Origin of the sequence: Streptomyces sp. C1-1 (genome assembly GCF_050214755.1) — a bacterium.
GTDB lineage: Bacteria > Actinomycetota > Actinomycetes > Streptomycetales > Streptomycetaceae > Streptomyces.
Window position 1 is genome coordinate 3,611,521 of the sequence record NZ_CP189826.1, and the last position, 23,366, is coordinate 3,634,886.

The following is a 23,366-nucleotide window of genomic DNA, read 5'->3' on the forward strand; positions in this document are numbered from 1 at the left end:
CGTGCTGTGTGGTGACGCTGTGGTGGTGAGTGTGTTGCGTGTGAAGAAGGTGCGGGAAGGTGGACGGGCGGGGGCGCCATCGGCTCCCCCGCCCGTCACAGAGTGCTCAGTAGCACTCGTGCGTACCGGCCTGCACAGACATCTTCAGCCCGCTGAGCTTGAAGGTTCCGGCGGTGGTCGCCCACGCCGTCTGCTTCACGTGGCTCAGGGAGGCGTGCTCGGCCTGCTGCGCGAAACCGTAGGGGTTCGCGCTGTCCCCGCTGTGGATACCGGGGCCCTTGTTGGCGTCCTTGGCCGCCACACCGATGTCGATGCCGGTGAACGTCGCGTCGGCCGACAGGTCGTCGAGGTCGATGTAGAGGTTGTTGGCCTCGACCGGCGTGTCACCGCCGCCCGCCTTCAGGATGAGGCTGACGCTGCCCAGAATCGGAACGTCCGGGGTGACGACGGACTGGCACAGGCTCTTGATGGACGCGGACTTGAACGCCGAGACCGCGACCGGGTGAACCGTCTTCTTGCCGTCGAGGGTGTACCCCTGGTCGAGGGCTCCGTACTGCGAGAAGCCGTCACCTTCCAGCTGGTCGGCCGTGACCTTGAACTGCTGGCCGGACACGCTGAACGACGCGGCGAGAGCGCCCTGCGCGAGGGCGACACCTATCGCGGCCGTAGCGGCGACGCTGGGCACCATGACCACAGCGAACCGCTTCCATCTGGTCCCGCCACGCACCTGGGACTCCATATTTCCTCCTTCTCGGACGTACATCTCCTGGTCCCGGCTGCCCCCAGTCGGCGGCTCGTCCGGGCAGGGATGGGAGAAGTGCTACGTCCTCGGGAAGGAGAGCGCCCGTCTCGGAGGCGCGAACCGCGCACCGATCACCGGCGATCACCCCCGAGCGACAACCACTGGTCGCGCCTGACACGCATCACGCACAACCTTGCTGGACAGGCTTCACCGAGTGGGTGAAGACCCCCCTGCCCAAGAGCCGGTGCCGTCGGGCACTGGCTCTGCTCGGTGGGGACCCTGGAACTCCCGCGACCCGACCGGCTGTCGGGGTACGGGAACGGACCGAGCGTGGCCGATCGTGGTGCATTCTCGCCGCCCGCACAAGGGCCTTCGTTACTGGGTAGTAACGGCCGGATAACCGAAGGACGACCCACAGGTCTCGGGTGGCGACGCAGGGTGCACTCGGAGGCGAGGACAAAGCTATTGATCGTTGGACAGAAACCGACAGATCAACGCCCGTAACTTACTCCCAGTAACAGCGGCCGCGATTACCAAGATTTGGTAAAGCGCGGCCGCAGTGGAGCTACGTCGGCAAATCTTTCACTCGGGCATCACATGCGGTGACGTTTAGCGACTGGTCAGAACAGCGCCCGCGCCAGCGCCCGTCGGGCCGCCGCCACACGCGGATCATCCGCCCCGACAACCTCGAAAAGCTCCAGCAGTCGCAGACGTACCGCGTCCCGGTCGTCACCCACCGTGCGCCGGACGGTCTCGATGAGCCGCCCGAAGGCGTCCTCCACATGACCGCCGACGAGATCCAGGTCCGCCGCCGTGATCTGCGCCCGCGCGTCGGCCGGCTTCTCGGCCGCGTCCCGCCGCACGGCCTGGGGATCGAGCCCCTGCACCCGCTGCAGCAACTCGGCCTGCGCGAGGCCGAGTTTGGCCTCCGGGTTGGCCGGGTCGTCGCTCAGCACGTTCTTGTACGCCTGGACCGCGCCGCTGAAGTCCCCCGAGTCCAGGGCCTGTACGGCGGCCTCGAGCAGGGCGTCGTACGGCCCCGCCGGCATCTCCTCGGGCTCGGGACGGGCGCCGCCCGGCTCCGCGTCGGGGTCGACCGTCAGGCCGGTCAGGCCGAACCGCTGCTCGGCCACCTGCACCAACTGGTCGAGGGTCTGGCGGATCTGCGCCTCACCGGCGGCCCCCTGGAAGAGCGGCAGGGCCTGCCCCGCGACGACCGCGAAGACGGCCGGAATTCCCTGGATGCCGAACTGCTGCATCAGCATCTGGTTGGCGTCGACGTCGATCTTGGCGAGCAGGAAACGGCCGTTGTACTCGACGGCGAGCCGCTCCAGGACCGGGCTCAGCTGCTTGCAGGGCTGGCACCACTCGGCCCAGAAGTCGATGACGACGGGCACCTCGGCGGAGCGCTGCAGGACATCACGCTCGAAGCCGGCCTCGTCGACGTCGATCACCAGGTCCGCCGGCGAGACGGCTCCCGGGCCGCCACCCTGCCGAGCGGCCTCGGCACGCGCCTGCTCCGCCTTCTCCTTGGCCTCCTGGGCCGCCTTCACCGCGGCGAGGTCGACGACTCCGCTCATGGACATGTTCCGTGGCTGCATGCGTCTATCCTCCCCCGTACTGTGCGCGCGTGTGAAAAGCGTGGTGAAACCCGGTCATCATGCGTGGTCGCCGATGCGTGGTCGATGCGTGGTCGTACGTGGTTCGGCGCCGGGTCCCCACCCCACGCCAGTGGTCGTCACTCACGTGCGTCACCCGCGCGAGCCGCGCGAGCTTTCGCTACGAGTCGTAGCGTAATGGCACTGAGTGCCTCCGGGGTACCACCCCCCGGTGATCTCCCTCACTGCCTCACACGAACCGCCGGTTATGGTCGTGGGATGCAGAGCCACACCCGCGCCCCCCGCGCCACCGGGCGCCCGCGCAGCGCCGCCGCGGACGCCGCGATCCTGGCGGCCACGCGGGAGGCGCTGGTGGAGCTGGGCTGGTCCAAGCTCACCCTGGGAGACGTGGCGACGCGGGCCGGGGTTGCGAAAACAACCCTCTACCGGCGCTGGGCGGGCAAGAACGAGCTGGTCGTCGACGCGGTGGCGGAGCTCTTCGACGAGCTGCGCCTGCCCGACCTCGGCAGCCTCGCCGCCGACATCGAGGGCGTGGTCCTGCAGTTCGCGGCGATCCTCGCCCGCCCGGAGGCGGCGTGCGGCCTGATGGCGGTGGTCGCGGAGTCGACCCGCGACGACGCCCTGCGCGCACGGATCCGCACATCGATCGTGGAGCCGCAGAAGCGGCTAGTCCTGCAGGGCCGGGAGCGCGCCCAGCAGCGCGGCGAGCTGCCGCCCGAGCCGGACCCCGCGGAGGCGGCCCGCACGGTCGACCTCATCTTCGACGTGGTGGCGGGCGCGGTGGTCCACCGCACGCTGGTGAGCGCCGAGGCGGCGGACGAGGAGTGGGTGCGCGGCTTCACCCGGATCCTGCTGGTGGGGCTGACCTCGTGAGGCCCGGGGTGCCGAGGGGCGAGCCCCCGGCACCTGCGCACGGATGGACCTAGAAACCGGCCGGTTCGGTGTACACCCCCCACTCGTCCCGCAGCACCCCGCAGATCTCGCCCAGGGTGGCCTCGGCACGTACGGCGTCCAGCATCGGCTCGATCATGTTGGCGCCGGAGCGGGCGGCGGCGAGCATGGCGTCGAGGGCCGCCCGGACAGCGGCCTCGTCCCGGGCCGCCTTGCGGTCGCCCAGCATCCGCACCTGCTCCCGCTCCACCTCGTGGCTGACCCGCAGGATCTCCAGGTCCCCGGTGACCGACCCGGTGTGGACATTGACGCCGACGACCCTCTTGTCCCCCTTCTCCAGGGACTGTTGGTAGCGGAACGCGGACTCCGCGATCTCGCCCGTGAACCAGCCGTCCTCGATCCCGCGCAGGATGCCGGACGTGATGGGCCCGATGGGGTGCCGTCCGTCCGGATGCGCCCTGAGGCCCCGCTCCTTGATCTGCTCGAAGATCTTCTCCGCGTCCGCCTCGATCCGGTCCGTCAGCTGCTCCACGAACCACGAACCACCCAGCGGGTCGGCCACGTTGGCGACCCCGGTCTCCTCCATGAGCACCTGCTGGGTGCGCAGCGCGATCTCCGCGGCCTGCTCACTGGGCAGGGCGAGGGTCTCGTCGAGCGCGTTGGTGTGCAGCGAGTTGGTGCCGCCGAGTACCGCCGCGAGCGCCTCGACGGCCGTACGGACGACGTTGTTGTACGGCTGCTGGGCGGTGAGCGAGACGCCGGCGGTCTGGGTGTGGAAGCGCAGCCACTGGGCCTTCTCGGACCGGGCTCCGTACACGTCGCGCATCCACCGCGCCCAGATCCTGCGCGCCGCGCGGAACTTGGCGATCTCCTCGAAGAAGTCGACGTGCGCGTCGAAGAAGAAGGACAGGCCAGGCGCGAAGACGTCGACGTCCAGGCCGCGGGAGAGCCCCAGTTCGACGTACCCGAAGCCGTCGGCGAGCGTGTAGGCCAGCTCCTGTGCGGCCGTGGCCCCCGCCTCGCGGATGTGGTAGCCGGAGACCGACAGCGGCTTGTAGGCGGGGATGCCGGCGGCGCAGTACTCCATCAGGTCGCCGATCAGCCGCAGATGGGGCTCGGGCTGGAAGAGCCACTCCTTCTGCGCGATGTACTCCTTGAAGATGTCGGTCTGGAGCGTGCCGTTGAGGACGGACGGATCGACGCCCTGGCGTTCGGCGGCGACGAGGTACATGCAGAAGACGGGGACCGCCGGCCCGCTGATCGTCATGGACGTCGTGACGTCGCCGAGAGGGATGTCCTTGAACAGGACCTCCATGTCGGCTGCGGAGTCGATGGCGACCCCGCAGTGCCCGACCTCGCCGAGCGACCGCGCGTCGTCCGAGTCGCGCCCCATGAGGGTCGGCATGTCGAAGGCCACGGAGAGACCGCCGCCGCCGTTGGCGAGGATCATCTTGTAGCGCTCGTTGGTCTGCTCGGCGTTGCCGAACCCGGCGAACTGGCGGATGGTCCAGGTCCGCCCGCGGTAGCCGGTCGGATACAGCCCGCGGGTGAAGGGGTACTCCCCCGGCCAGCCGATCCGCTCGAATCCCCCGTAGGTGTCCCCTGGTCGGGGCCCGTACACCGGCTCCACGGGATCACCGGAGAGCGTGGTGAAGTCGGCGTCCCGCTTGCGGGAGGCGTCGTAGCGGGCCTGCCAGCGTCGGCGGCCTTCCTCGATGGCGTCAGCGTCCATACCCTCGAATTTACTAGGACGTCCAAGTAAATGTCGACGGCGGACCGCCGTACGCGATCCGTACGGCGGAGCGGTTACGCCTTCGCGACGACCGGAGCCTCGTCGGCGACCTTGGACTCCAGCTCGTGGGTGACCTTGCGCTCCACGAAGAACGCGGCCGTCGGGATCGTCCCGGCCAGCAGCACCCACAGCTGCTTGCCGACCGGCCACTTCGCCTTCGAGCCCAGGTCGAAGGCGAAGACCAGATAGACGACGTAGAGCCAGCCGTGGGCGATCCCCACGAAGGTGGTGAACTTGTCCGCCCCGTCGAGGTGGAGCCCGTACTTGGCGATCACGCCCAGGGTCAGCAGGACCAGCAGCACACCGGTGACGTAGGCCATGACGCGGTAGCGGGTCAGCACGCTCTTCTTCATGGCGTCGAGCGTAACCGCCCGTTCCGGGAGATCTTGGGCGGGGTCCGTGCCGGGTCAGTCCTCGTCGAAGTCGCTCGCCGCCACCCGCAGCGGCCGCAGCATCGCGAAGATCTCCGCGCACTCCTCGGCGTCGTAGACACCGAGGCCGAAGTCCATGGCCATCAGGTCACGAGTGGCCGCCTCGACCACCTCGCGGCCCTTGTCGGTGATGGACGCGAGGGTGCCCCGGCCGTCGTTGGGGTTGGGTCGCTTGGCGACCAGGCCCGACTTGACCAGGCGGTCGACCGTGTTGGTCACCGAGGTGGGGTGCACCATGAGACGCTCGCCGATCTTCGACATCGTCAGCTCGCCCTCCTTGGAGAAGGTGAGCAGCACCAGCGCCTCGTACCGCGCGAACGTGAGCCCGTACGGCTTGACCACCGCGTCGACCTCGGCCAGCAGGATCTGGTGCGCGCGCATGATCGAGGTGATGGCCGCCATCGACGGCACGTTGCCCCAGCGCTGCTTCCAGAGTTCGTCGGCGCGGGCGATGGGATCGAAGGCAAGACTGAGCGGCTTCGGCACGCCCCAGACCTTACCGGCCGGTCACATGGTGGTCAGCCCCGTCTCGCCCATCGGTCGGGAGGGTTCGGGGGCCTCCGTGCGACGGGCCTCTCGGGCGAGCAGGGCGCAGACCACGACACCCAGCACTCCCGCCCCCGCGACCGTCGCCCTCACCCCGGTGAACTCCGCGACCACCCCCGCCAGAGCCATCCCCACCCCCTGCAGCGTCATCAGCCCCGCCTGAAGCAGCGTCATCGCCCGCCCCCGCAGCTCCTCCGGCGCGGCCCGCACGAACCACTGGTCCAGGCCCAGCGTGTACGCCGACGCGGCACCCGCGACCAGCAGCAGGGCCAGCGAGGCGGCGAGGCCCGGACGCAGGGCGTAGCCGGCGTACGGCAGGACCGTCGCACAGACCAACGGGAGCACGACGCGTTCCCGGGTCGCGGGACGCAGCCGGGCGCCCGCGTACAGTTCGCCGGCGATCGTGCCGACCGGCAGGGCGCACATCAGCAGGCCCAGGCCCGCCGAGCCCGCCGACAGCTCGTCCGCGTACGGGGCCGCCAGGGCCTCCGGCGCCACCGCGAACATCGGCGGGATCCAGAACAGGAGCAGCAGGGCGCGGACCCGGCGGTCGGCGAGGACCTGGCGGGCGCCCCTGAGGGAGTCCTTCACCAGCGGGGCCGCCGTGCCGGTCCTCGCGGGCCTGCGCAGGGTGCCGAAGCGGAGCAGCAGCGCGGAGGCGCAGAAGGTGCCGACCGTGATCAGCAGCGCGTGCCGCGGCGAGACCACGATCAGCAGCAGGCCGCCCAGGCCGAACCCGACGAGCAGCGCGCTCTGACTCACGATCCGCAGCAGCGAGCGGCCCAGTACGAACAGGTCGCCGTCGCCGAGGATGTCGGCGAGCGTGGCCAGGCGGGTCCCCTGGAACACCGGCGAGACCACCGCGACGCCGCAGCGCAGGGCCAGCAGTACGCCGATGTGCGCGCCCGGCACCGTCATCAGCGCCACGCAGCCCGCGCACAGCAGGTCGCACGACACCAGCACCCGGCGGGCCGGGAAGCGGTCGGCGATGCCCGCTAGCAGGGTGCCGCCGATCACGTACGGCAGGAAGCCGAGCGCGAACGTGAGCGCGCTCATCAAGGGCGAGCCGGTGAGGTCGTAGACGAGGACCGAGAGGGAGATCTCGCTGACGATCAGGCCGAGGAGGGAGAGGGCGTGGGCCGCGAAGACCGCGCGGAACTCTCGGACGGCGAAGACGGCTGTGTAGCCGGTGGGGGGTGCGGGTGTGGGTCCGGGTGCGGGTCCGGGTGTGGGTGTGGGTGTGGGTGCTGCTGCGGGCATGGGGAGGAGCTTGGGGCTCTGGGGTGGGGCATCCTAGAGATTCGGGCTCAGGCGAATGTTGGGGCTGGTGCGAGGGGTGGTGCGCGGTGCCTTCGCGGCTCAGGTTCGGCGAGGACGACTTTCTGCGGTGCCGCTTCGCCGTGTCCCCGTTGTGGGAGACGCAGGAGGTGGTGCGCACGCTCAAGCGGCCCGAGCGGCACGGCTATCACGCGCGCTGGCTGCGGCGCGTCGGTGAGGTGGCCCGGGGGCTGGACCTCAGTGGTCTGTGGCTGCTGATGCCGCAGCCCGGTCACTGTCCCGACTGGCTGTGTCCGCCGCCGATCGGGCCGGCCGCCTCGTTCGAGGAGGAGATCGCGGCGGTGCGCGGGAGCGATCCGGAGGTGGCTCTCGCGGATACCTTGAAGTCGCTTGCCTGCACCCCCGGTGCTCTCGGTTCGGCTGTGGCCGAGCGGTGGCTCGGTGATCCCGCCGGGATGGTCGAGGAACTGGCGGACGCGATGGAGGCTGTGTGGCGCGCCCTGATCGCCCCGGACTGGCCGCGGCTGCGCGCCCTGCTGGAGGCCGACATCGCCTTCCACTCGCGGCGGCTGGCCGAGGTGGGGCTCGGCGGGCTGCTGCCGGAGATCAACCGGCGGTTCGACTGGGAGGCCGGGACGCTGACCGTCGAGATCCGTGGCGAGCACGAGCGTGAGCTGGCCGGGCAGGGGCTCGTTCTGCTGCCCAGCGTCTTCATCTGGCCGGACGTGGTCAGCACCTTCGAGCCGCCCTGGCAGCCGACCCTCGCCTATCCGGCCCGGGGGATCGGCGGGCTGTGGGCCGAGCCGGCCGAGCGCACCCCGGACGTTCTGGTACGGCTTCTGGGTCGGGGGCGAGCCGCCGTGCTCGCCGCCCTCGACGAACCGGCCGGCACCGGCGCGCTCGCCCACCGCCTGGGGCTCGCGCCGTCCTCCGTCTCCGCGCATCTGACCCTGCTGCGGGACGCCGGGCTGCTGGTCGCGCGACGGTACGGCCATCAAGTGCTGTACGAGCGGACGCCGTTGGGGATCGCGTTGGTGTCGGGGGACGGGTGAGGGTGCCTGCGGCGCCTGTGCGGGTTCGGTGGGGGTGCGCGTAGCGCCTTCGGCTCTTGGGGTGGGGCGGGGACGGGGTGGGGGGTGTCCGTCCTCGGTCGGGCGGTGCTGTCGGTCTTGCTGTGCTCGGCGTCGACGCCCGACACTGCGGGCGGGCACCCCCCACCCCGTCCCCTCTCCGCCGTCGGCGGGTGCAGGCTCCCGGGGGCGCTGGGAATTGCGCGGCCGGCCGTTGTGGGCCGCGGAGCGTGGCACTTGCTGGTGCGCTTCAGACTCGGCGGCGCAGGTGGTGGCGGATCGCTCGTTGGGCCACCGGGCCCAGGTCTTCCAGGGCGGCCACCAGGGCGCCCAGTTGTTCCAGGGCGTCCAGGGCCGCGTGGGCTCCCTGGCGGTCGACGCCCTCGTAGAGCTCGATCCCCACGAAGGACGCCGCCACGGCGCGGGCCAGGCCTCTGGGGTCGGCGAACTCCCCGAAGGGCGTGTTGGGCAGTACGCGGGTGAGGGTCTTCTCGATCTCGGCGATCCAGAGGTCCAGGCCCGCGGCGGTGGCGGGGCCCAGGGTGGCGTGGGTCTGGGCGCCTGCCAGGAGCTGGCCCAGGAGGGCGACATGGCCGCCCTCGCGTTCCTCCTCGTGGATCCGGCGGCCCAGGGTGAGAAGTTGGGAGAGAGACGTGACCGCGGCCAGGCGGCTGCGGTAGCGGGCGACCGCCTGTTCGGCGCCGTGCCGGCAGGCCGCGGCGAGGAGTTCGTCCACGGAGCCGAAGTGGTAGAAGACCAGGGCCTGGTTGACTCCGGCCGCCGAGGCGATCGTGCGGGCCGAGGTCTTCGCGATGCCCTGCTCGGTGAGGACGTTCAGGGCCCCTTCGAGCAGTTTGGTCTTCGTCTCCCGGGACTTGGCCGTCTCCGGGCTCATGCTCGGCGCTCCTCGCGGACCGGGCGCAGGCCCGGGCGGACGGCTCGGGTGCGGACGTCCGTGTACGTCGCCTCGAAGGAGCCCTCGTAGCCGAAGAGGGGGCCGAAGTGTTTGTTCACGACCCTGACTTGGATGCGGAAGCGGTTCGTCTCGTCGTCGTAGGACTCGCGAACCTGTGCTGTGGCGCCGATCAATTCGGGGACTCGGACGTCCACCTTGCCCTCTCTGAAGCGGTGTTCGCCCGAGCGGATGAGCAGGGAGCCGTCCGGCTCGGCGTGGAAGTGGAGGTCGCTCGCGAGGTGCTGGTGGGTGCCGAGGTAGTCCAGGACACGGTCCCTCTTGGGGCTCAGGACCATCTGGGCGTCGAAGCGGCGGGGGCGGCCGGGCAGGTCGAAGGTGCGCACGAAACTCACCGTCTCACGGCCGAAGGTGTCCGTGTACGGGACGTTCTCGATCACGAAGGGGACGTCGCGGCCGGGGCAGGGGACGAGGATGTTGCGGGTCGCGCCCAGGGCCAGGAAGGGCTTCACCCACGGCGCGCCGTGCCAGATGCGGTCCATCACGCCGCGTCCGGTGCACGCCTCGCCGCTCGCCAGGCCGACCGAGAAGCGGCGCCGTAACTGGGGGTGGAGGCGGTCGAAGTCGGCGCCCATGGCGGTGCGGAAGATCGACGCCGTCATCGGGGGCTTCCCAGGGTGCGCAGGAGGCGGGGGGCGCGCGTGCGGGTGGGAGGCGTGCGCAGGCAGCGGCGGGACGCCGGGGTGCAGGGCAGGGGTGCCGTGAACAGGGCCAGGGAGACGGTCACGGCCAGGAGCAGGGGCCAGGCGTAGGCCATCGGCGCCGCCAGGGGGCCCGACAGGCGCAGGAAGCGGTGCTCCAGGCCGAATCCGGCGCAGCCCGCGGTGATCAGGAGGGTGCGTACGAGCAGTTCGGTCAGCCAGTTGCGCAGCGCCCGCTCCGGGGTGATGCCCCGCTCCAGCCAGAGCCGGAGGCGGTCGAAGGACCAGGCCGTCGCCCAGCCGATCAGGGGGCGGAACAGCAGGCGGTCGGCCGCCGCGCCGAAGGCGCCCCAGCGGGGGCGGTAGTCGTAGCCGGTGAGGAAGCGGACTCCGTCGCCGTCCGGGACGTAGCGCCAGTAGCCGCTGCCCTCGGCCAGCAGGGAGAGGGGGTGCGGGGAGGAGAAGCGGAGGGCGGAGGTGCGGGTGCCGTCCGGGCGTTCCCGCTCCCCCGCCGAGACGCCGGTGCCGGCGACCGTGAGGAAGGGCAGCACCCGCGTGGCGTACCGGAAGTGCTGCGGCTCCCCCTCGGTGCGCGGCAGGTGGGAGATCTCGGTGAAGCGCAGGTCCCAGCGCTGGTGCGCGGTGGGGTCCTGGGTGTGGGTCCAGAGGTCGTCGAGGTGGGCGTGGATGCGCGCCTCCACGTAGAGCCCGGTGCGGGCCATGCGGTCCCCCTATTTTTGGTTTTGAGCGACTGCTCAATGTTGCGAGAGGGAGCGTACGTCTTTTTGAGCGATCGCTCAAAGGGGGGATACGAAAAACCCCGGCCCCTGCGGGCCGGGGGTGGCGCTTCCTACTGGGCCAGGTGGCGTTCCACCGTCTCGACCTTCGAGGTGAGGCCGTCGGTCACGCCTGGGCGGATGTCCGCCTTGAGGACCAGGGAGACGCGGGGCGCGCGTTCCTCCACGGCGGCCACGGCCCGTCTGACCACGTCCATCACCTCGTCCCACTCGCCCTCGATGCTGGTGAACATCGCGTCGGTCCGGTGGGGCAGGCCGGACTCGCGGACCACGCGGACGGCGTGGGCGACGTACTCCCCGACGTCCTCGCCGACCCCGAGCGGGGTCACGGAGAAGGCGACGATCATGCGTTCACGATCCCTTCCGCGCGGGCGCGGGAGGCGATGACCTCGTCCTCGGCGGCCCGCTTGAGCTTGCGCTCCGCGAAGAACCCGCCGGTCGGCAGGACGGAGAGGACGAAGTAGAGGGCGGCGGTCCGCAGCGGCCACTTGGCGCGGTTCCAGGCGTCCGCCCAGAAGATCACGTACAGGATGAAGAGAACGCCGTGGACCATGCCCATCACCGGCACCGCGTTGAAGTCCGTCGTCCGCTTCAGTACCGAGCAGAGCAGCAGGAGCAGGAAGGAAACGGCCTCGGGAGCCGAGACGAGTCGGAGGCGTCGGAGGGCGGTGGCGGTCTTGAGGTCCACGGGTCACCTTCGGTGGGAGACAGGTCGCTCTTTGTGAACGGATGCACAAGCGTTCCCCATTGTGACAAAGGGACGAGCGGATGTGGGTCGGGGGGTTACCTTCACACCGTGGCGATGTTCCGACTTCAAGGCACCAAGGTGCTCGCCGTCGACATGACCGGAGACGCCGTCAAGGCGAAGAACGGCTCGATGGTCGCGTACGACGGTCAGATGGCGTTCAAGAAGCTCAGTGGCGGTGGGGAGGGGCTGCGGGGGATGGTGACGCGGCGCCTCACCGGTGAGCAGATGACCGTGATGGAGGTGCGGGGGCAGGGGACCTGCTGGTTCGCCGACCGCGCGTCCGAGATCAACCTGGTCAGCCTGCAGGGCGACAAGCTGTTCGTGGAGTCGAGCAATCTGCTCGCCACGGACGCGGGGCTGCGGACCGGCACGACCTTCACCGGTCTGCGCGGGGCCTCCCAGGGGAACGGGCTGTTCACGACCACCGTCGAGGGGCACGGACAGGCGGCGATCATGTCCGACGGGCCGGCGGTGGTGCTGCGCGTGAGCGCGCAGTACCCGCTGATCGTCGACCCCGGCGCGTACATCGCGCACCAGGGGAACCTGCGGCAGTCCTTCCAGTCCGGTGTGACCTTCCGCACCCTTCTCGGGGAGGGCGGCGGGGAGGCCTTCCAGATCCGGTTCGAGGGGGACGGGCTGGTGTACGTGCAGCCGAGCGAGCGGAACACGATCGCGGGGGACGTCTGACATGGGCTTCCGGGAGATCAACTCCAAGATGATCGAGGCCACGGTGGTGCCGGGCCGGCGGCTGTTCAGTCAGCGCGGCGCGATGCTCGCGTACAAGGGCGAGGTGTCCTTCACGCCCAACATGCAGGGCGGCCAGGGCGGGATCATGTCGATGATCGGCCGCCGGGTGGCCAACGAGGCCACACCGCTGATGAGCGTCGAGGGCAGCGGGACCGTGCTGTTCGGGCACGGCGGCCACCACGTCCAGGTCATCGACCTCACCGGGGACACCCTGTACGTGGAGGCGGACCGGCTGCTCGCCTTCGAGGGCACGCTCGAGCAGGGCACGATGTTCATGGGCTCGCAGGGCGGGGTCATGGGCATGGTGCGCGGGCAGGTCACCGGGCAGGGGCTGTTCACCACGACCCTGAAGGGGCATGGCGCGGTGGCGGTCATGGCGCACGGCGGGGTCTTCGAGGTGCCGATCACCCCGGGGCGGGCCGTGCACGTCGACCCGCAGGCGTACGTCGCCCACTACGGGGACGTGCGCAACAAGCTGTCGGCCGCCCTCGGCTGGCGCGACATGGTGGGCCGCGGCTCCGGCGAGGCCTTCCAGCTCGAGCTCAGCGGAAGCGGCACGGTGTACGTCCAGGCCTCGGAGGAGAAGCTGTGAGCATGTACGGGGCTCCGGGCGGCGGCCCGACGGTCTACGACCCCATGACCCTGCCGGTCGACGACAACGTCAACAAGTACACCTTCTGCGTCGAGCTCAAGGGGAGCCAGTGGTTCCTGCAGAAGGGGAAGATGATCGCCTACTACGGCTCGATGGAGTTCAACGGCGTCGGGCACGGCCGACTCGACCGACTTGTCCGTACGTCCTTCCATTCGCCTCTGCACGCGAGCGACTGGGTCGTGGCGGAGGGCTCGGGCAAGATGCTCCTCGCCGACCGGGCCTTCGACGTGAATTCGTACGACCTGGACGACGGCAACCTGACCATTCGCTCCGGCAACTTGCTCGCTTTTCAGCCAAGTCTCGCGCTCAAGCAATCGATCGTGCCGGGTTTTCTGACACTCATCGGAACCGGAAAGTTCGTGGCCGCATCTAACGGTCCGGTGGTGTTCATGGAACCCCCGATCCGGGTGGACCCGCAGGCGCTCGTCGGCTGGGCCGACTGCCCCTCTCCGTGCCACCACTACGACCACGGCTACATGACCGGCCTCATGGGCGGCCTACGTGCGATGACGGGCCTCGGAGGGGCCTCCGGGGAGGAGCACCAGTTCGAGTTCGTCGGGGCGGGAACGGTCCTGCTCCAGTCGTCCGAGACCCTCATGGCGGAGCAGGCCGTGGGGGCGGTTCCGCAGGAGCCCGGAGTACCCGGTTCCGGGGGGCTCTTCACAGGGCCCTCACAGCCGGGAGGGGCACCGCGCCTTCCCGGACAGCTGGGAGACCTCCAGCGTCGCTTCGGGCTGTGAGCGGTAGTCTGCGGAGTGTGACGTCGAACGTGTGCGCACCGTCACGCGAAAACCCTCACTAGTTCGCTTTTCAACTTCTTAGGTAGACTTCATTCATGGAGACCGAGACGGCCACGCGCTGGCTGACCGATGCGGAGCAGTGCGCCTGGCGCACACACCTGGAGGTCAACAGGCTGTTGACGTACCAGCTCGAACGGGATCTGCAGCCGTTCGGCCTGACAATGAACGACTACGAGATCCTGGTGAACCTCTCCGAGTCGGAGGACGTACGGATGCGGATGAGCGACCTCGCGTCCGCCACCCTCCAGTCCAAGAGCCGGCTCTCGCACCAGATCACCCGCATGGAGAACGCGAACCTGGTCCGCCGGGAGAACTGCGAGTCCGACCGGCGCGGCCTGTACGCGGTGCTGACCGAGCACGGCATGGAGACGATGCAGAAGGTCGCACCGCACCACGTGGCGTCCGTACGGCGGCACTTCATCGATCTGCTGTCCCCCGAGGCCCTGTCGGAACTCGACAAGGCCCTCAAGCCCATCCAGGAACACCTGCGCGGGCAGCGGGGACGCCCCTAGGCGGCTGACCGGCAGTCCGGCGGGCGGAGTCCGAACACGGCTCCGCCCGCCGGTGCGGGGGCGTTCAGCCCTGGGTCAGTCCCGCCACCAGCTCGTCCGCCGCGCGATAGGGGTCCAGTTCGCCGCCGACGATGCGTTCCGCCAGCGCGCTCAGACGGCGGTCGCCGTGGAGGTCCCCGATGCGTTCGCGCAGGGCCGTGACCGCGATCGTCTCGACCTCACGGGCCGCGCGGACCAGTCGGCGCTCGGCGAGGACGCCGCGCTCCTCCATCCACGCGCGGTGCTTCTCCAGGGCCTCCACGACCTCGTCGACGCCCTCCGCGCGCGCGGCGACCGTCTTGATGATCGGGGGACGCCAGTCGCCGGGGCCGCGGGACTCACCGAGGCCCAGCATGTGGTTGAGCTCGCGGGCGGTGGCGTCGGCTCCGTCGCGGTCGGCCTTGTTGACGACGTAGACGTCGCCGATCTCCAGGATTCCGGCCTTGGCCGCCTGGATCCCGTCACCCATCCCGGGGGCCAGGAGGACGACGCTGGTGTCGGCCTGGGAGGCGATCTCCACCTCCGACTGGCCGACGCCGACCGTCTCCACCAGGATCACGTCGCAGCCCGCCGCGTCCAGCACGCGGATCGCCTGCGGCGCCGCCCAGGCGAGTCCGCCGAGGTGGCCCCGCGTCGCCATGGAGCGGATGTAGACACCCGGGTCGGACGCGTGCTCCGACATACGGACGCGGTCGCCGAGCAGGGCGCCGCCCGAGAAGGGGGAGGACGGGTCGACGGCAAGGACGCCGACCCGTCTGCCCTGCTTGCGGTACGCGGTCACCAGCGCCGACGTGGACGTGGACTTGCCGACGCCGGGCGAGCCCGTCAGACCGACCACATAGGCGTTGCCCGTGAGCGGCGCCAGTGTCTCCATGACCTCCCTGAGCTGCGGGGACGCCCCCTCCACCAGGGAGATCAGCCGGGCCACGGCCCGCGGCCGGCCTTCCCTCGCCTGGGCGACGAGTGTGGAGACGTCCTGCATCACAGCTCCGTTCAGAGAGGTTCGTACGACAGAGGGTTCAGGCCTTGGGTACCCGCACGATCAGCGCGTCACCCTGGCCGCCGCCACCGCACAGCGCGGCCGCACCGACACCGCCGCCCCGGCGCTTGAGCTCCAGGGCCAGGTGCAGGACGAGACGGGCACCGGACATGCCGATCGGGTGACCGAGGGCGATCGCACCGCCGTTGACGTTCACCTTTTCCGTGGACACCCCGAGGTCCTTCATTGACTGCACCGCGACGGCGGCGAAGGCCTCGTTGATCTCGACGAGGTCGAGGTCCTCGACGCTCAGGCCCTCCTTCTTCAGGGCGTGCAGGATGGCGTTCGACGGCTGCGACTGCAGCGAGTTGTCCGGGCCGGCCACATTGCCGTGGGCGCCGATCTCGGCGATCCAGTCCAGGCCCAGCTCCAGCGCCTTGGCCTTGCTCATCACGACCACGGCCGCCGCACCGTCCGAGATCTGGGAGCTCGTGCCCGCGGTGATCGTGCCGTCCTTCGTGAAGGCCGGGCGCAGCTTGCCCAGGGACTCCACGGTGGTGTCGCCGCGGATGCCCTCGTCCTTGCTGAAGACGACCGGCTCGCCCTTGCGCTGCGGGATCTCGACCGGGGTGATCTCGGCCTCGAAGATGCCGTTCTTCTGGGCGGCCGCCGCGCGCTGGTGGGACAGGGCGGCGATCTCGTCCTGCTCGGGGCGCTTGATGCCGAGGCGCGTGTTGTGCTTCTCCGTGGACTCGCCCATGGCGATGTTCTCGAAGGCGTCGGTCAGGCCGTCGTACGCCATCGCGTCGAGCATCTCGATCGCGCCGTACTTGAAGCCCTCGCGGGACTTCGGCAGCAGGTGGGGGGCGTTGGTCATGGACTCCTGGCCGCCCGCGACGATCACGTCGAACTCACCGGCGCGGATCAGCTGGTCGGCGAGGGCGATGGCGTCGAGGCCGGACAGGCACACCTTGTTGACGGTGAGCGCCGGGACACTCATGGGGATGCCCGCCTTGACGGCGGCCTGGCGGGCCGGGATCTGCCCCGCCCCGGCCTGGAGCACCTGGCCCATGATCACGTACTGCACCTGGTCGCCGCCGATCCCCGCACGGTCGAGGGCGGCCTTGATCGCGAAGCCGCCGAGGTCGGCTCCGGAGAAGGACTTGAGGGAGCCCAGCAGCCGTCCCATGGGCGTACGGGCCCCCGCGACGATCACCGAGGTCGTGCTGTTCGATCCAGACATGAGCTGCGATCCCCTTCCGGCTGCACTGCCGAGGAGTGAACGAGGGTTTACTTCGAATGTACTGAGTGGCACTCCGTGCCGTCACCGGGCCGTCGGTGTGATCGCGCGCACGTTGCGTAACCATCCGAAGAGCGCTGCACTGACAGACATGCTGACGCGAATCGACCACATCGGAATCGCCTGTTTCGATCTCGACAAGACCGTCGAGTTCTACCGGGCCACGTACGGCTTCGAGGTGTTCCACTCCGAGGTCAACGAGGAGCAGGGCGTCCGCGAGGCCATGCTGAAGATCAACGACACCTCCGACGGCGGGGCCTCCTACCTGCAGCTCCTGGAGCCGACGCGCCCCGACTCGACGGTCGCCAAGTGGCTCGACAAGAACGGCGAGGGAGTCCACCACATCGCTTTCGGTACGGCGGATGTCGACAACGAGGCCGCCGGCATCAAGGACAAGGGTGTACGCGTTCTGTACGAAGAGCCGCGACGTGGCTCCATGGGGTCACGGATCACGTTCCTGCACCCCAAGGATTGTCACGGCGTACTGACAGAACTGGTCACTTCGGCGCCTGTTGAGTCACCTGAGCACTGACCGCCGTACATAAGGGCCGGTAGGGTTGGGGGCGGTCGCTCCTCGAACCGGGGTGGCCGCACGCCGGGGTCCGGGTTTCGGGGGGCGAGCGCTGGGGCAGCAGCCCATGCTCCGCCGCGGATCTGACACCATTCCCCGGGGGCTCCGTCCGTCGGACGGACGGAGCTCGTATGGCCAGACTTGCGACCAGGGGACGGATGGGACCGCGCAGTGCGGGGCTACGAACGCCAGGAGCGAGAGCCGGCGGCTGACGTCGACCACCTCTCTCGGTTCGAGGCCGAGATGGATCGGCTGAAGACCGAGCGGGAGAAGGCGATCCAGCACGCCGAGGACCTCGGCTACCAGGTCGAGGTGCTGCGCGCCAAGCTGCACGAGGCGCGCCGCACCATCATGTCCCGGCCCGCCTTCGACGGCGGTGACCTCGGCTACCAGGCCGAACAGCTGCTGCGCAACGCGCAGATGCAGGCCGACCAGCTGCGCCAGGAGGCCGAGCGCGAGCTGAGCCAGGCGCGGGCCCAGACCCAGCGCATCCTGCAGGAGCACGCCGAGAACGCCGCCCGGCTGCAGGCCGAGCTGCACCAGGAGGCGGTCACCCGCCGGCAGCAGCTGGACCAGGAGCTGGCCGAGCGCCGGCAGACCGTCGAGTCGCACGTCAACGAGAACGTGGCCTGGGCGGAGCAGCTGCGCGCCCGTACGGAGTCGCAGGCCCGTCGGCTGCTGGACGAGTCCCGTGCCGAGGCCGAGCAGGCCATGGCGGCCGCCCGCGCGGAGGCCGAGCGGCTGACCGAGGAGGCCCGGCAGCGGCTGCAGAGCGAGGCCGAGTCGGCCCGCGCGGAGGCGGAGCAGTTGCTGCGCCGGGCGCGCACGGACGCCGAGCGCCTGCTGAACGCCGCCTCCTCGCAGGCCCAGGAGGCCACCGACCACGCCGAGCAGCTGCGCAACTCCACCGCCACGGAGTCGGATTCGGCCCGCCGCCAGGCCCAGGAGCTCAGCCGCACCGCCGAGCAGCGCATGGCCGAGGCCGAGGAGGCGCTGCGCAAGGCGCAGGCGGAGGCCGACAAGCTGGTCACCGAGGCGACCGCGCGGGCCGAGAAGGCCCTCGCCAGCGCCGAGTCGGCCAACGAGCAGCGCACGCGCACGGCGAAGGAGCAGGTCGCCCGGCTGGTCCAGGAGGCCACCAAGGAGGCCGAGTCCACCAAGGCGGACGCCGAGCAGGCCGTCGCGGACGCCCGCGCCGAGGCCGAGCGGATCGTCGCCGAGGCCGCCGAGAAGGCCCGGACGATCACCGCCGAGGAGAGCGCCACCCAGCTGTCGAAGGCGGCCAAGACCGCCGAGGACGTCCTCAACAAGGCCTCCGAGGAGGCCCGCAACACCACCAAGGCCGCCGCCGAGGAGGCCGAGCGGATCCGCTCCGAGGCCGAGGCCGAGGCGGACCGGCTGCGTGCCGAGGCGCACGACCTGGCCGAGCAGCTCAAGGGCGCGGCCAAGGACGACACCAAGGAGTACCGCGCCAAGACGGTCGAGCTGCAGGAGGAGGCCCGCCGGCTGCGCGGCGAGGCCGAGCAGCTGCGCTCCGACGCGGTCGCCGAGGGCGAGAAGATCCGCGCGGAGGCCCGCAAGGAGGCCGTGGCGCAGATCGAGGAGGCCGCCAAGACCGCCGAGGAGCTGCTGTCCAAGGCGAAGGCGGACGCGGACGAGCTGCGCCAGAGTGCCACCACGGATAGCGAGAAGGTCCGCACCGAGGCCATCGAGCGGGCGACCACGCTGCGCCGGCAGGCCGAGGAGACCCTCCAGCGCACCCGTCAGGAGGCCGAGCGGCACCGCGAGGAGGTCACCGAGCAGGCCGAGGGCATCAGGGCGGAGGCCGAGCGGGCCGCGCGCGAGCTGCGCGAGGAGACCGAGCGGGCGATAGAGAACCGGCGCGCGGAGGCCGCCGGGGAGCTGACGCGCCTGCAGTCCGAGGCCGAGGATCGGCTGGCCGCCGCCGAGCGGGCGCTGACCGAGGCCCGCGAGGAGGCCGGGCGCATCCGCCGCGAGGCCGGCGAGGAGGCCGACCGGCTGCGCGCCGAGGCCGGCGAGCGGATCCGCACGCTCCAGCAGCAGGCCGAGGCGGAGGCCCAGCGGCTGCGCGACGAGGCCGCGTCGGACGCGTCGGCCTCCCGGGCGGAGGGCGAGGCCATCGCCGTACGCCTGCGTTCGGAGGCCGCGGCCGAGGCCGAGCGGCTGAAGTCGGAGGCGCAGGACACCGCCGACCGGGTGCGGGCCGAGGCCCAGGCCGCCGCCGAGCGGCTGGGCACCGAGGCGTCGGAGACGCTGGCCGCGGCCCAGGAGGAGGCCAACCGGCGCCGCCGCGAGGCCGAGGAGCTCCTCGGCGCCGCGCGCACCGAGGCCGACCAGGAGCGCCGCCGGGCCCGCGAGCAGAGCGAGGAGCTGCTGGCCTCCGCCCGCAACCGGGTCGAGGAGGCGCAGACCGAGGCGGTCCGGCTGGTCGAGGAGGCCGACCGGCGTGCCACCGAGATGGTGTCCGCGGCCGAGCTCCACGCCCAGCACGTACGGGACTCCGTGGCCGGGCTGCACGAGCAGGCCCAGGAGGAGATCACCGGGCTGCGCAGTGCCGCCGAGCACGCGGCCGACCGCACCCGGCGGGAGGCCGAGGAGGAGTCGGACCGGGTCCGCGCCGACGCCTACGCGGAGCGGGAGCGGGCCACCGAGGACGCCAACCGCATCCGGCGGGAGGCCGCCGAGGAGACCGACGCCGCCAAGGCGCTCGCCGAGCGCACCGTCTCGGAGGCGATCGCGGAGGCGGAGCGGCTGCGCTCGGACGCGGCCGAGCACGCCCAGCGGGTGCGTACGGAGGTCTCGGACGCCCTCGCCGAGGCGGACCAGGCGGCGGCGCGTACCCGGGCGGACGCCCGCGAGGACGCCAACCGCATCCGGTCGGACGCGGCGACGCAGGCCGACACGCTCATCACCGAGGCGCGCAACGAGGCCGAGCGGCTGACCACGGAGACCGTCCGGGACACCGACAAGCTGCGCACCGACACCGTCGCCGAGGCCGAGCGGACGCGGGTCGAGGCGGTCGCCAAGGCCGAGAAGCTCATCGCGGACGCCACCGGCGACGCCGAGCGGCTGCGCGCGGAGGCCGCCGAGACCGTGGGCTCCGCCCAGCAGCACGCCGAGCGGATCCGCAGCGAGTCCCAGCGGGTCAGGGCCGAGGCGGCGGCGGAGGCCGAGCGGCTGGTCAACTCCGCGCGCGAGGAGGCCGAGCGCACCCTGGACGAGGCCCGCAAGGAGGCCAACAAGCGGCGCCAGGACGTGGCGGAGCAGGTCGACACGCTCATCACGGAGACCACGGCCGAGGCCGACAAGCTGCTCACCGAGGCGCAGCAGCAGGCGCACAAGACGACCGCCGAGGCGGAGACGCGGGCCGACACCATGGTGGGCGCGGCCCGCAAGGAGGCCGACCGGCTGGTGTCGGAGGCGACGGTCGAGGGCAACTCGCTGGTGGAGAAGGCCCGTACGGACGCGGACGAGCTGCTGGTCGGTGCCCGTCGCGACGCCACGCAGATCCGGGAGCGCGCGGAGGAGCTGCGCGACCGCATCACCGGCGAGATCGAGGCCCTGCACGAGCGGGCCCGCCGCGAGGCCGCCGAGACGATGAAGTCCACCGGCGACCGCTGCGACGCGCTCATCAAGGCCGCCGAGGAGCAGCTCGCCAAGGCCCAGGCGAAGGCCAAGGAGCTGGTGTCGGAGGCCAACTCCGAGGCCGGCAAGGTCCGTATCGCCGCCGTGAAGAAGGCCGAGGGCCTGCTGAAGGAGGCCGAGCAGAAGAAGTCGGCGCTCGTGCGGGAGGCCGAGGAGCTCAAGGCGGAGGCGATCCGCGAGGCCAAGGCCACGGTCGAGGAGGGCAAGCGGGAGCTGGAGATCCTGGTGCGCCGGCGCGAGGACATCCAGGCCGAGATCTCCCGTGTCCAGGACGTCCTGGAGGCGTTGGAGTCTTTCGAGGCACCGTCGGCGGGCAAGGACGCGGGGGTCAAGGCGGGCGCCGCGGTCGGAGCCCCTCGTTCGGGTGGCAAGCCTTCGGACGGCTGACCGACCGGTTCGAATTGCGATGCGGTCAGGGGCCTTTGACCACATTTTTGGCAAGCCGTCCGGGGGTCAGCCACTCAAAAGGGGTGTCATTCTCCAGATCAAACACGTATCCGCTCGATGACACACCGCTTCGGCCCCTAGGATTCCCCCTATCACCTCACCGGTCTCATTTGACAGGAACCCCATGAGCGACACTTCCCCCTACGGCTTCGAGCTTGTGCGGCGTGGGTACGACCGCGCTCAGGTGGACGAACGCATCTCCAAGCTCGTCTCCGACCGTGACAGCGCTCTCGCCCGCATCACCGCTCTGGAAAAGCGCATCGAGGAGCTCCACCTCGAGACGCAGAACGCCCAGGCCGCCGTGAGCGACGCCGAGCCGTCCTACGCCGGTCTCGGCGCCCGCGTCGAGAAGATCCTCCGCCTCGCCGAGGAAGAGGCCAAGGACCTGCGCGAGGAGGCCCGGCGCGCCGCCGAGCAGCACCGCGAGCTGGCCGAGTCGGCGGCCCAGCAGGTCCGCAACGACGCAGAATCGTTCGCGGCGGAGCGCAAGGCCAAGGCCGAGGACGAGGGCGTCCGGATCGTCGAGAAGGCCAAGAGCGACGCCTCTCAGCTGCGTTCCGACGCCCAGAAGGACGCGCAGTCGAAGCGCGAGGAGGCGGACGCCCTCTTCGAGGAGACCCGTGCCAAGGCCGCGCAGGCCGCCGCGGACTTCGAGACGAACCTCGCCAAGCGCCGCGAGCAGTCGGAGCGCGACCTGGCCTCGCGCCAGGCCAAGGCGGAGAAGCGCCTCGCCGAGATCGAGCACCGCGCCGAGCAGCTGCGCCTGGAGGCGGAGAAGCTGCGCACGGACGCCGAGCGCCGCGCCCGCCAGACGGTGGAGACGGCCCAGCGTCAGGCCGAGGACATCGTGGCGGACGCCAACGCCAAGGCCGACCGGATCCGTTCGGAATCCGAGCGCGAGCTGGCCGCCCTCACCAACCGCCGCGACAGCATCAACGCCCAGCTGACGAACGTCCGCGAGATGCTCGCGACGCTCACGGGCGCCGCGGTGGCCGCCGCCGGCACGCCGGCCGACGACGAGCCGATCTCCCGTGGGGTTCCGGCTCAGCAGTCCCGGTAACCAGCAGTACGTTCGAAGGCCCGCACCGTCTCCCCCGAAGGTGCGGGCCTTCGCCGTGCCCGCGGCCCTCGGGTGGCACCGGCCCTGCAGGCGTCTTAGCGTGGCCGCATGATCGAGCTGGCGGGCCTGACGAAGCGTTACGGCGAGAAGGTGGCGGTCAACAACCTGACCTTCACCGTCAGACCGGGCATGGTCACCGGGTTCCTGGGGCCCAACGGCGCCGGCAAGTCGACGACGATGCGCATGATGCTCGGTCTGGACCGTCCGACGGCGGGAGACGTCCGTATCGACGGCAAGCACTACGACCGTCTCAAGGACCCCCTGAAGTACATCGGCGCCCTGCTGGACGCGAAGGCGATGCACGGCGGGCGCAGCGCCTACAACCACCTCCTCTGCCTCGCGCAGAGCAACGGCATCCCGCGCGGCCGGGTGGCGGAGGTGCTGGACACCGTCGGTCTCACCGGCGTGGCGAGGAAGAAGGCCAAGGGGTTCTCCCTGGGCATGGGGCAGCGGCTCGGCATCGCGGGCGCGCTGCTCGGCGATCCGCGGATCCTGATGTTCGACGAGCCGGTCAACGGCCTCGACCCCGAGGGCATCCACTGGATCCGGACCCTGATGAAGTCGCTGGCCGCGCAGGGTCGGACGGTGTTCGTCTCCTCCCACCTCATGAGCGAGATGGCGCTCACCGCCGACCACCTGGTCGTCATCGGTCAGGGGCGGCTGCTCGCGGACACCTCCATGGCCGAGTTCATCGAGCAGAACTCGCGGTCCTACGTCCGCGTCCGCAGCCCGCAGCGCGAGCGGCTGCTCGACGTGCTGCACGAGACGGGCGTCACCGTCGTCGAGTCCGGGAGCGGGGCGCTGGAGGTGGACGGCGGGAAGGCCGAGCAGATCGGCGAGCTGGCGGCCCAGCACCAGATCGTGCTGCACGAGCTCAGCCCGCAGCAGGCGTCCCTGGAGGAGGCGTTCATGCGGCTGACCGCCGAGTCCGTGGAGTACCACGCGCATTCCGACGCCCCCGCCGAGCGGCGGCCGGCCTGGGGCGACGGCTGGGAGAGGAGCTGA

At 70.9% G+C, this 23,366-nt stretch carries 23 protein-coding genes; 10 read left to right on the forward strand and 13 right to left on the reverse strand.

All coding sequences use genetic code 11. The features are described 5' to 3' along the window. Window positions 1-106: 106 nt before the first annotated feature. Both ACQF4J_RS16210 and ACQF4J_RS16215 read right to left on the reverse strand, forming a co-directional pair. Window positions 107-739 carry a DUF6230 family protein gene (locus ACQF4J_RS16210; RefSeq protein WP_351561539.1) on the reverse strand — a complete coding sequence of 211 codons (633 nt, stop codon included), beginning with the start codon at window positions 737-739 and terminating at the stop codon, window positions 107-109. A gap of 623 nt (window positions 740-1,362) precedes the next feature. After that, window positions 1,363-2,343: a tetratricopeptide repeat protein gene (locus ACQF4J_RS16215; protein WP_351803666.1), complete on the reverse strand. Its 981-nt coding sequence runs from the start codon at window positions 2,341-2,343 to the stop codon at window positions 1,363-1,365. 276 nt (window positions 2,344-2,619) lie between these two features. On the opposite strand from ACQF4J_RS16215, the gene ACQF4J_RS16220 reads away from it, so the two are divergent. Next, window positions 2,620-3,234 carry a TetR/AcrR family transcriptional regulator gene (locus ACQF4J_RS16220; RefSeq protein ID WP_351561533.1) on the forward strand — a complete coding sequence of 205 codons (615 nt, stop codon included), beginning with the start codon at window positions 2,620-2,622 and terminating at the stop codon, window positions 3,232-3,234. 49 nt (window positions 3,235-3,283) lie between these two features. On the opposite strand, the gene ACQF4J_RS16225 is transcribed toward ACQF4J_RS16220, so the two are convergent. The 4 genes from ACQF4J_RS16225 to ACQF4J_RS16240 all read right to left on the reverse strand — a co-directional run bounded on the left by ACQF4J_RS16225 (window position 3,284) and on the right by ACQF4J_RS16240 (window position 7,281). Further along, window positions 3,284-4,984, reverse strand: coding sequence for an acyl-CoA mutase large subunit family protein (locus tag ACQF4J_RS16225; protein WP_351561530.1), 1,701 nt, complete (start codon window positions 4,982-4,984; stop codon window positions 3,284-3,286). Window positions 4,985-5,058: 74 nt separating this feature from the next. Beyond that, window positions 5,059-5,397 carry a DUF3817 domain-containing protein gene (locus ACQF4J_RS16230; RefSeq protein WP_351561527.1) on the reverse strand — a complete coding sequence of 113 codons (339 nt, stop codon included), beginning with the start codon at window positions 5,395-5,397 and terminating at the stop codon, window positions 5,059-5,061. 54 nt (window positions 5,398-5,451) lie between these two features. After that, window positions 5,452-5,961, reverse strand: coding sequence for a MarR family winged helix-turn-helix transcriptional regulator (locus ACQF4J_RS16235; protein ID WP_351561524.1), 510 nt, complete (start codon window positions 5,959-5,961; stop codon window positions 5,452-5,454). A 21-nt stretch (window positions 5,962-5,982) separates the two neighbouring features. Then, window positions 5,983-7,281 carry an MFS transporter gene (locus tag ACQF4J_RS16240; protein WP_427165915.1) on the reverse strand — a complete coding sequence of 433 codons (1,299 nt, stop codon included), beginning with the start codon at window positions 7,279-7,281 and terminating at the stop codon, window positions 5,983-5,985. 86 nt (window positions 7,282-7,367) lie between these two features. On the opposite strand from ACQF4J_RS16240, the gene ACQF4J_RS16245 reads away from it, so the two are divergent. Next, the gene (locus tag ACQF4J_RS16245; RefSeq protein ID WP_351561518.1) at window positions 7,368-8,351 is read left to right on the forward strand and encodes an ArsR/SmtB family transcription factor; all 984 of its coding nucleotides are present in this window, start codon (window positions 7,368-7,370) and stop codon (window positions 8,349-8,351) included. A gap of 268 nt (window positions 8,352-8,619) precedes the next feature. Here ACQF4J_RS16245 and ACQF4J_RS16250 read toward each other — a convergent pair whose 3' ends face one another. From ACQF4J_RS16250 to ACQF4J_RS16270, 5 genes are all read right to left on the reverse strand, one after another. Continuing rightward, window positions 8,620-9,264: a TetR/AcrR family transcriptional regulator gene (locus ACQF4J_RS16250; RefSeq protein WP_351561515.1), complete on the reverse strand. Its 645-nt coding sequence runs from the start codon at window positions 9,262-9,264 to the stop codon at window positions 8,620-8,622. Further along, entirely contained in the window at window positions 9,261-9,944 is a 684-nt protein-coding gene (locus ACQF4J_RS16255; RefSeq protein WP_351561513.1) for a DUF4166 domain-containing protein, read from the reverse strand. Before ACQF4J_RS16255 ends, ACQF4J_RS16250 begins: the two co-directional genes overlap by 4 nt. After that, window positions 9,941-10,705 carry a hypothetical protein gene (locus ACQF4J_RS16260; RefSeq protein WP_351561510.1) on the reverse strand — a complete coding sequence of 255 codons (765 nt, stop codon included), beginning with the start codon at window positions 10,703-10,705 and terminating at the stop codon, window positions 9,941-9,943. Before ACQF4J_RS16260 ends, ACQF4J_RS16255 begins: the two co-directional genes overlap by 4 nt. 128 nt (window positions 10,706-10,833) lie before the next feature. Further along, window positions 10,834-11,127: an MTH1187 family thiamine-binding protein gene (locus ACQF4J_RS16265; protein WP_427165916.1), complete on the reverse strand. Its 294-nt coding sequence runs from the start codon at window positions 11,125-11,127 to the stop codon at window positions 10,834-10,836. After that, window positions 11,124-11,468, reverse strand: a complete 345-nt coding sequence (locus tag ACQF4J_RS16270; protein WP_351561504.1) for a DUF3817 domain-containing protein — start codon at window positions 11,466-11,468, stop codon at window positions 11,124-11,126. Before ACQF4J_RS16270 ends, ACQF4J_RS16265 begins: the two co-directional genes overlap by 4 nt. 114 nt (window positions 11,469-11,582) lie before the next feature. On the opposite strand from ACQF4J_RS16270, the gene ACQF4J_RS16275 reads away from it, so the two are divergent. The 4 genes from ACQF4J_RS16275 to ACQF4J_RS16290 all read left to right on the forward strand — a co-directional run bounded on the left by ACQF4J_RS16275 (window position 11,583) and on the right by ACQF4J_RS16290 (window position 14,239). Next, window positions 11,583-12,215 (forward strand): AIM24 family protein, encoded by a 633-nt coding sequence (locus ACQF4J_RS16275; RefSeq protein ID WP_351561502.1) that lies wholly within the window; start codon window positions 11,583-11,585, stop codon window positions 12,213-12,215. Between the two features lies 1 nt (window position 12,216). Then, window positions 12,217-12,867, forward strand: coding sequence for an AIM24 family protein (locus ACQF4J_RS16280; RefSeq protein WP_351561499.1), 651 nt, complete (start codon window positions 12,217-12,219; stop codon window positions 12,865-12,867). Between the two features lie 2 nt (window positions 12,868-12,869). Continuing rightward, window positions 12,870-13,667 (forward strand): AIM24 family protein, encoded by a 798-nt coding sequence (locus tag ACQF4J_RS16285; RefSeq protein WP_351561632.1) that lies wholly within the window; start codon window positions 12,870-12,872, stop codon window positions 13,665-13,667. Between the two features lie 95 nt (window positions 13,668-13,762). Next, the gene (locus ACQF4J_RS16290; protein WP_200699370.1) at window positions 13,763-14,239 is read left to right on the forward strand and encodes a MarR family winged helix-turn-helix transcriptional regulator; all 477 of its coding nucleotides are present in this window, start codon (window positions 13,763-13,765) and stop codon (window positions 14,237-14,239) included. Window positions 14,240-14,303: 64 nt separating this feature from the next. On the opposite strand, the gene meaB is transcribed toward ACQF4J_RS16290, so the two are convergent. Together meaB and ACQF4J_RS16300 are read right to left on the reverse strand one after the other, a co-directional pair. Then, window positions 14,304-15,260, reverse strand: a complete 957-nt coding sequence (gene meaB, locus ACQF4J_RS16295; protein WP_427165918.1) for a methylmalonyl Co-A mutase-associated GTPase MeaB — start codon at window positions 15,258-15,260, stop codon at window positions 14,304-14,306. A gap of 37 nt (window positions 15,261-15,297) precedes the next feature. Beyond that, the gene (locus ACQF4J_RS16300; protein WP_351561492.1) at window positions 15,298-16,500 is read right to left on the reverse strand and encodes an acetyl-CoA C-acetyltransferase; all 1,203 of its coding nucleotides are present in this window, start codon (window positions 16,498-16,500) and stop codon (window positions 15,298-15,300) included. A gap of 148 nt (window positions 16,501-16,648) precedes the next feature. Between ACQF4J_RS16300 and mce the strand changes: the two genes are divergently transcribed. The 4 genes from mce (at window position 16,649) to ACQF4J_RS16320 (ending at window position 23,366) form a co-directional block, all read left to right on the forward strand. Beyond that, window positions 16,649-17,089, forward strand: a complete 441-nt coding sequence (mce, locus tag ACQF4J_RS16305; protein ID WP_351561489.1) for a methylmalonyl-CoA epimerase — start codon at window positions 16,649-16,651, stop codon at window positions 17,087-17,089. Window positions 17,090-17,299: 210 nt separating this feature from the next. Then, window positions 17,300-21,181 carry a polarized growth protein Scy gene (gene scy, locus ACQF4J_RS16310; protein WP_351561481.1) on the forward strand — a complete coding sequence of 1,294 codons (3,882 nt, stop codon included), beginning with the start codon at window positions 17,300-17,302 and terminating at the stop codon, window positions 21,179-21,181. Window positions 21,182-21,365: 184 nt separating this feature from the next. After that, window positions 21,366-22,301, forward strand: coding sequence for a cellulose-binding protein (locus ACQF4J_RS16315; protein WP_351561478.1), 936 nt, complete (start codon window positions 21,366-21,368; stop codon window positions 22,299-22,301). Window positions 22,302-22,409: 108 nt separating this feature from the next. After that, window positions 22,410-23,366 carry an ABC transporter ATP-binding protein gene (locus ACQF4J_RS16320; protein WP_351803658.1) on the forward strand — a complete coding sequence of 319 codons (957 nt, stop codon included), beginning with the start codon at window positions 22,410-22,412 and terminating at the stop codon, window positions 23,364-23,366.

Bases quoted from the DNA above. Each gene is read 5' to 3' on its own strand.
- ACQF4J_RS16210 (WP_351561539.1), bottom strand. From the start codon at position 739: ATGGAGTCCCAGGTGCGTGGCGGGACCAGATGGAAGCGGTTCGCTGTG.
- ACQF4J_RS16215 (WP_351803666.1), bottom strand. From the start codon at position 2,343: ATGCAGCCACGGAACATGTCCATGAGCGGAGTCGTCGACCTCGCCGCG.
- ACQF4J_RS16220 (WP_351561533.1), top strand. From the start codon at position 2,620: ATGCAGAGCCACACCCGCGCCCCCCGCGCCACCGGGCGCCCGCGCAGC.
- ACQF4J_RS16225 (WP_351561530.1), bottom strand. From the start codon at position 4,984: ATGGACGCTGACGCCATCGAGGAAGGCCGCCGACGCTGGCAGGCCCGC.
- ACQF4J_RS16230 (WP_351561527.1), bottom strand. From the start codon at position 5,397: ATGAAGAAGAGCGTGCTGACCCGCTACCGCGTCATGGCCTACGTCACC.
- ACQF4J_RS16240 (WP_427165915.1), bottom strand. From the start codon at position 7,281: ATGCCCGCAGCAGCACCCACACCCACACCCACACCCGGACCCGCACCC.
- ACQF4J_RS16250 (WP_351561515.1), bottom strand. From the start codon at position 9,264: ATGAGCCCGGAGACGGCCAAGTCCCGGGAGACGAAGACCAAACTGCTC.
- ACQF4J_RS16255 (WP_351561513.1), bottom strand. From the start codon at position 9,944: ATGACGGCGTCGATCTTCCGCACCGCCATGGGCGCCGACTTCGACCGC.
- ACQF4J_RS16260 (WP_351561510.1), bottom strand. From the start codon at position 10,705: ATGGCCCGCACCGGGCTCTACGTGGAGGCGCGCATCCACGCCCACCTC.
- ACQF4J_RS16265 (WP_427165916.1), bottom strand. From the start codon at position 11,127: ATGATCGTCGCCTTCTCCGTGACCCCGCTCGGGGTCGGCGAGGACGTC.
- ACQF4J_RS16275 (WP_351561502.1), top strand. From the start codon at position 11,583: ATGTTCCGACTTCAAGGCACCAAGGTGCTCGCCGTCGACATGACCGGA.
- ACQF4J_RS16280 (WP_351561499.1), top strand. From the start codon at position 12,217: ATGGGCTTCCGGGAGATCAACTCCAAGATGATCGAGGCCACGGTGGTG.
- ACQF4J_RS16285 (WP_351561632.1), top strand. From the start codon at position 12,870: ATGTACGGGGCTCCGGGCGGCGGCCCGACGGTCTACGACCCCATGACC.
- ACQF4J_RS16290 (WP_200699370.1), top strand. From the start codon at position 13,763: ATGGAGACCGAGACGGCCACGCGCTGGCTGACCGATGCGGAGCAGTGC.
- meaB (WP_427165918.1), bottom strand. From the start codon at position 15,260: ATGCAGGACGTCTCCACACTCGTCGCCCAGGCGAGGGAAGGCCGGCCG.
- ACQF4J_RS16300 (WP_351561492.1), bottom strand. From the start codon at position 16,500: ATGTCTGGATCGAACAGCACGACCTCGGTGATCGTCGCGGGGGCCCGT.
- mce (WP_351561489.1), top strand. From the start codon at position 16,649: ATGCTGACGCGAATCGACCACATCGGAATCGCCTGTTTCGATCTCGAC.
- ACQF4J_RS16315 (WP_351561478.1), top strand. From the start codon at position 21,366: ATGAGCGACACTTCCCCCTACGGCTTCGAGCTTGTGCGGCGTGGGTAC.
- ACQF4J_RS16320 (WP_351803658.1), top strand. From the start codon at position 22,410: ATGATCGAGCTGGCGGGCCTGACGAAGCGTTACGGCGAGAAGGTGGCG.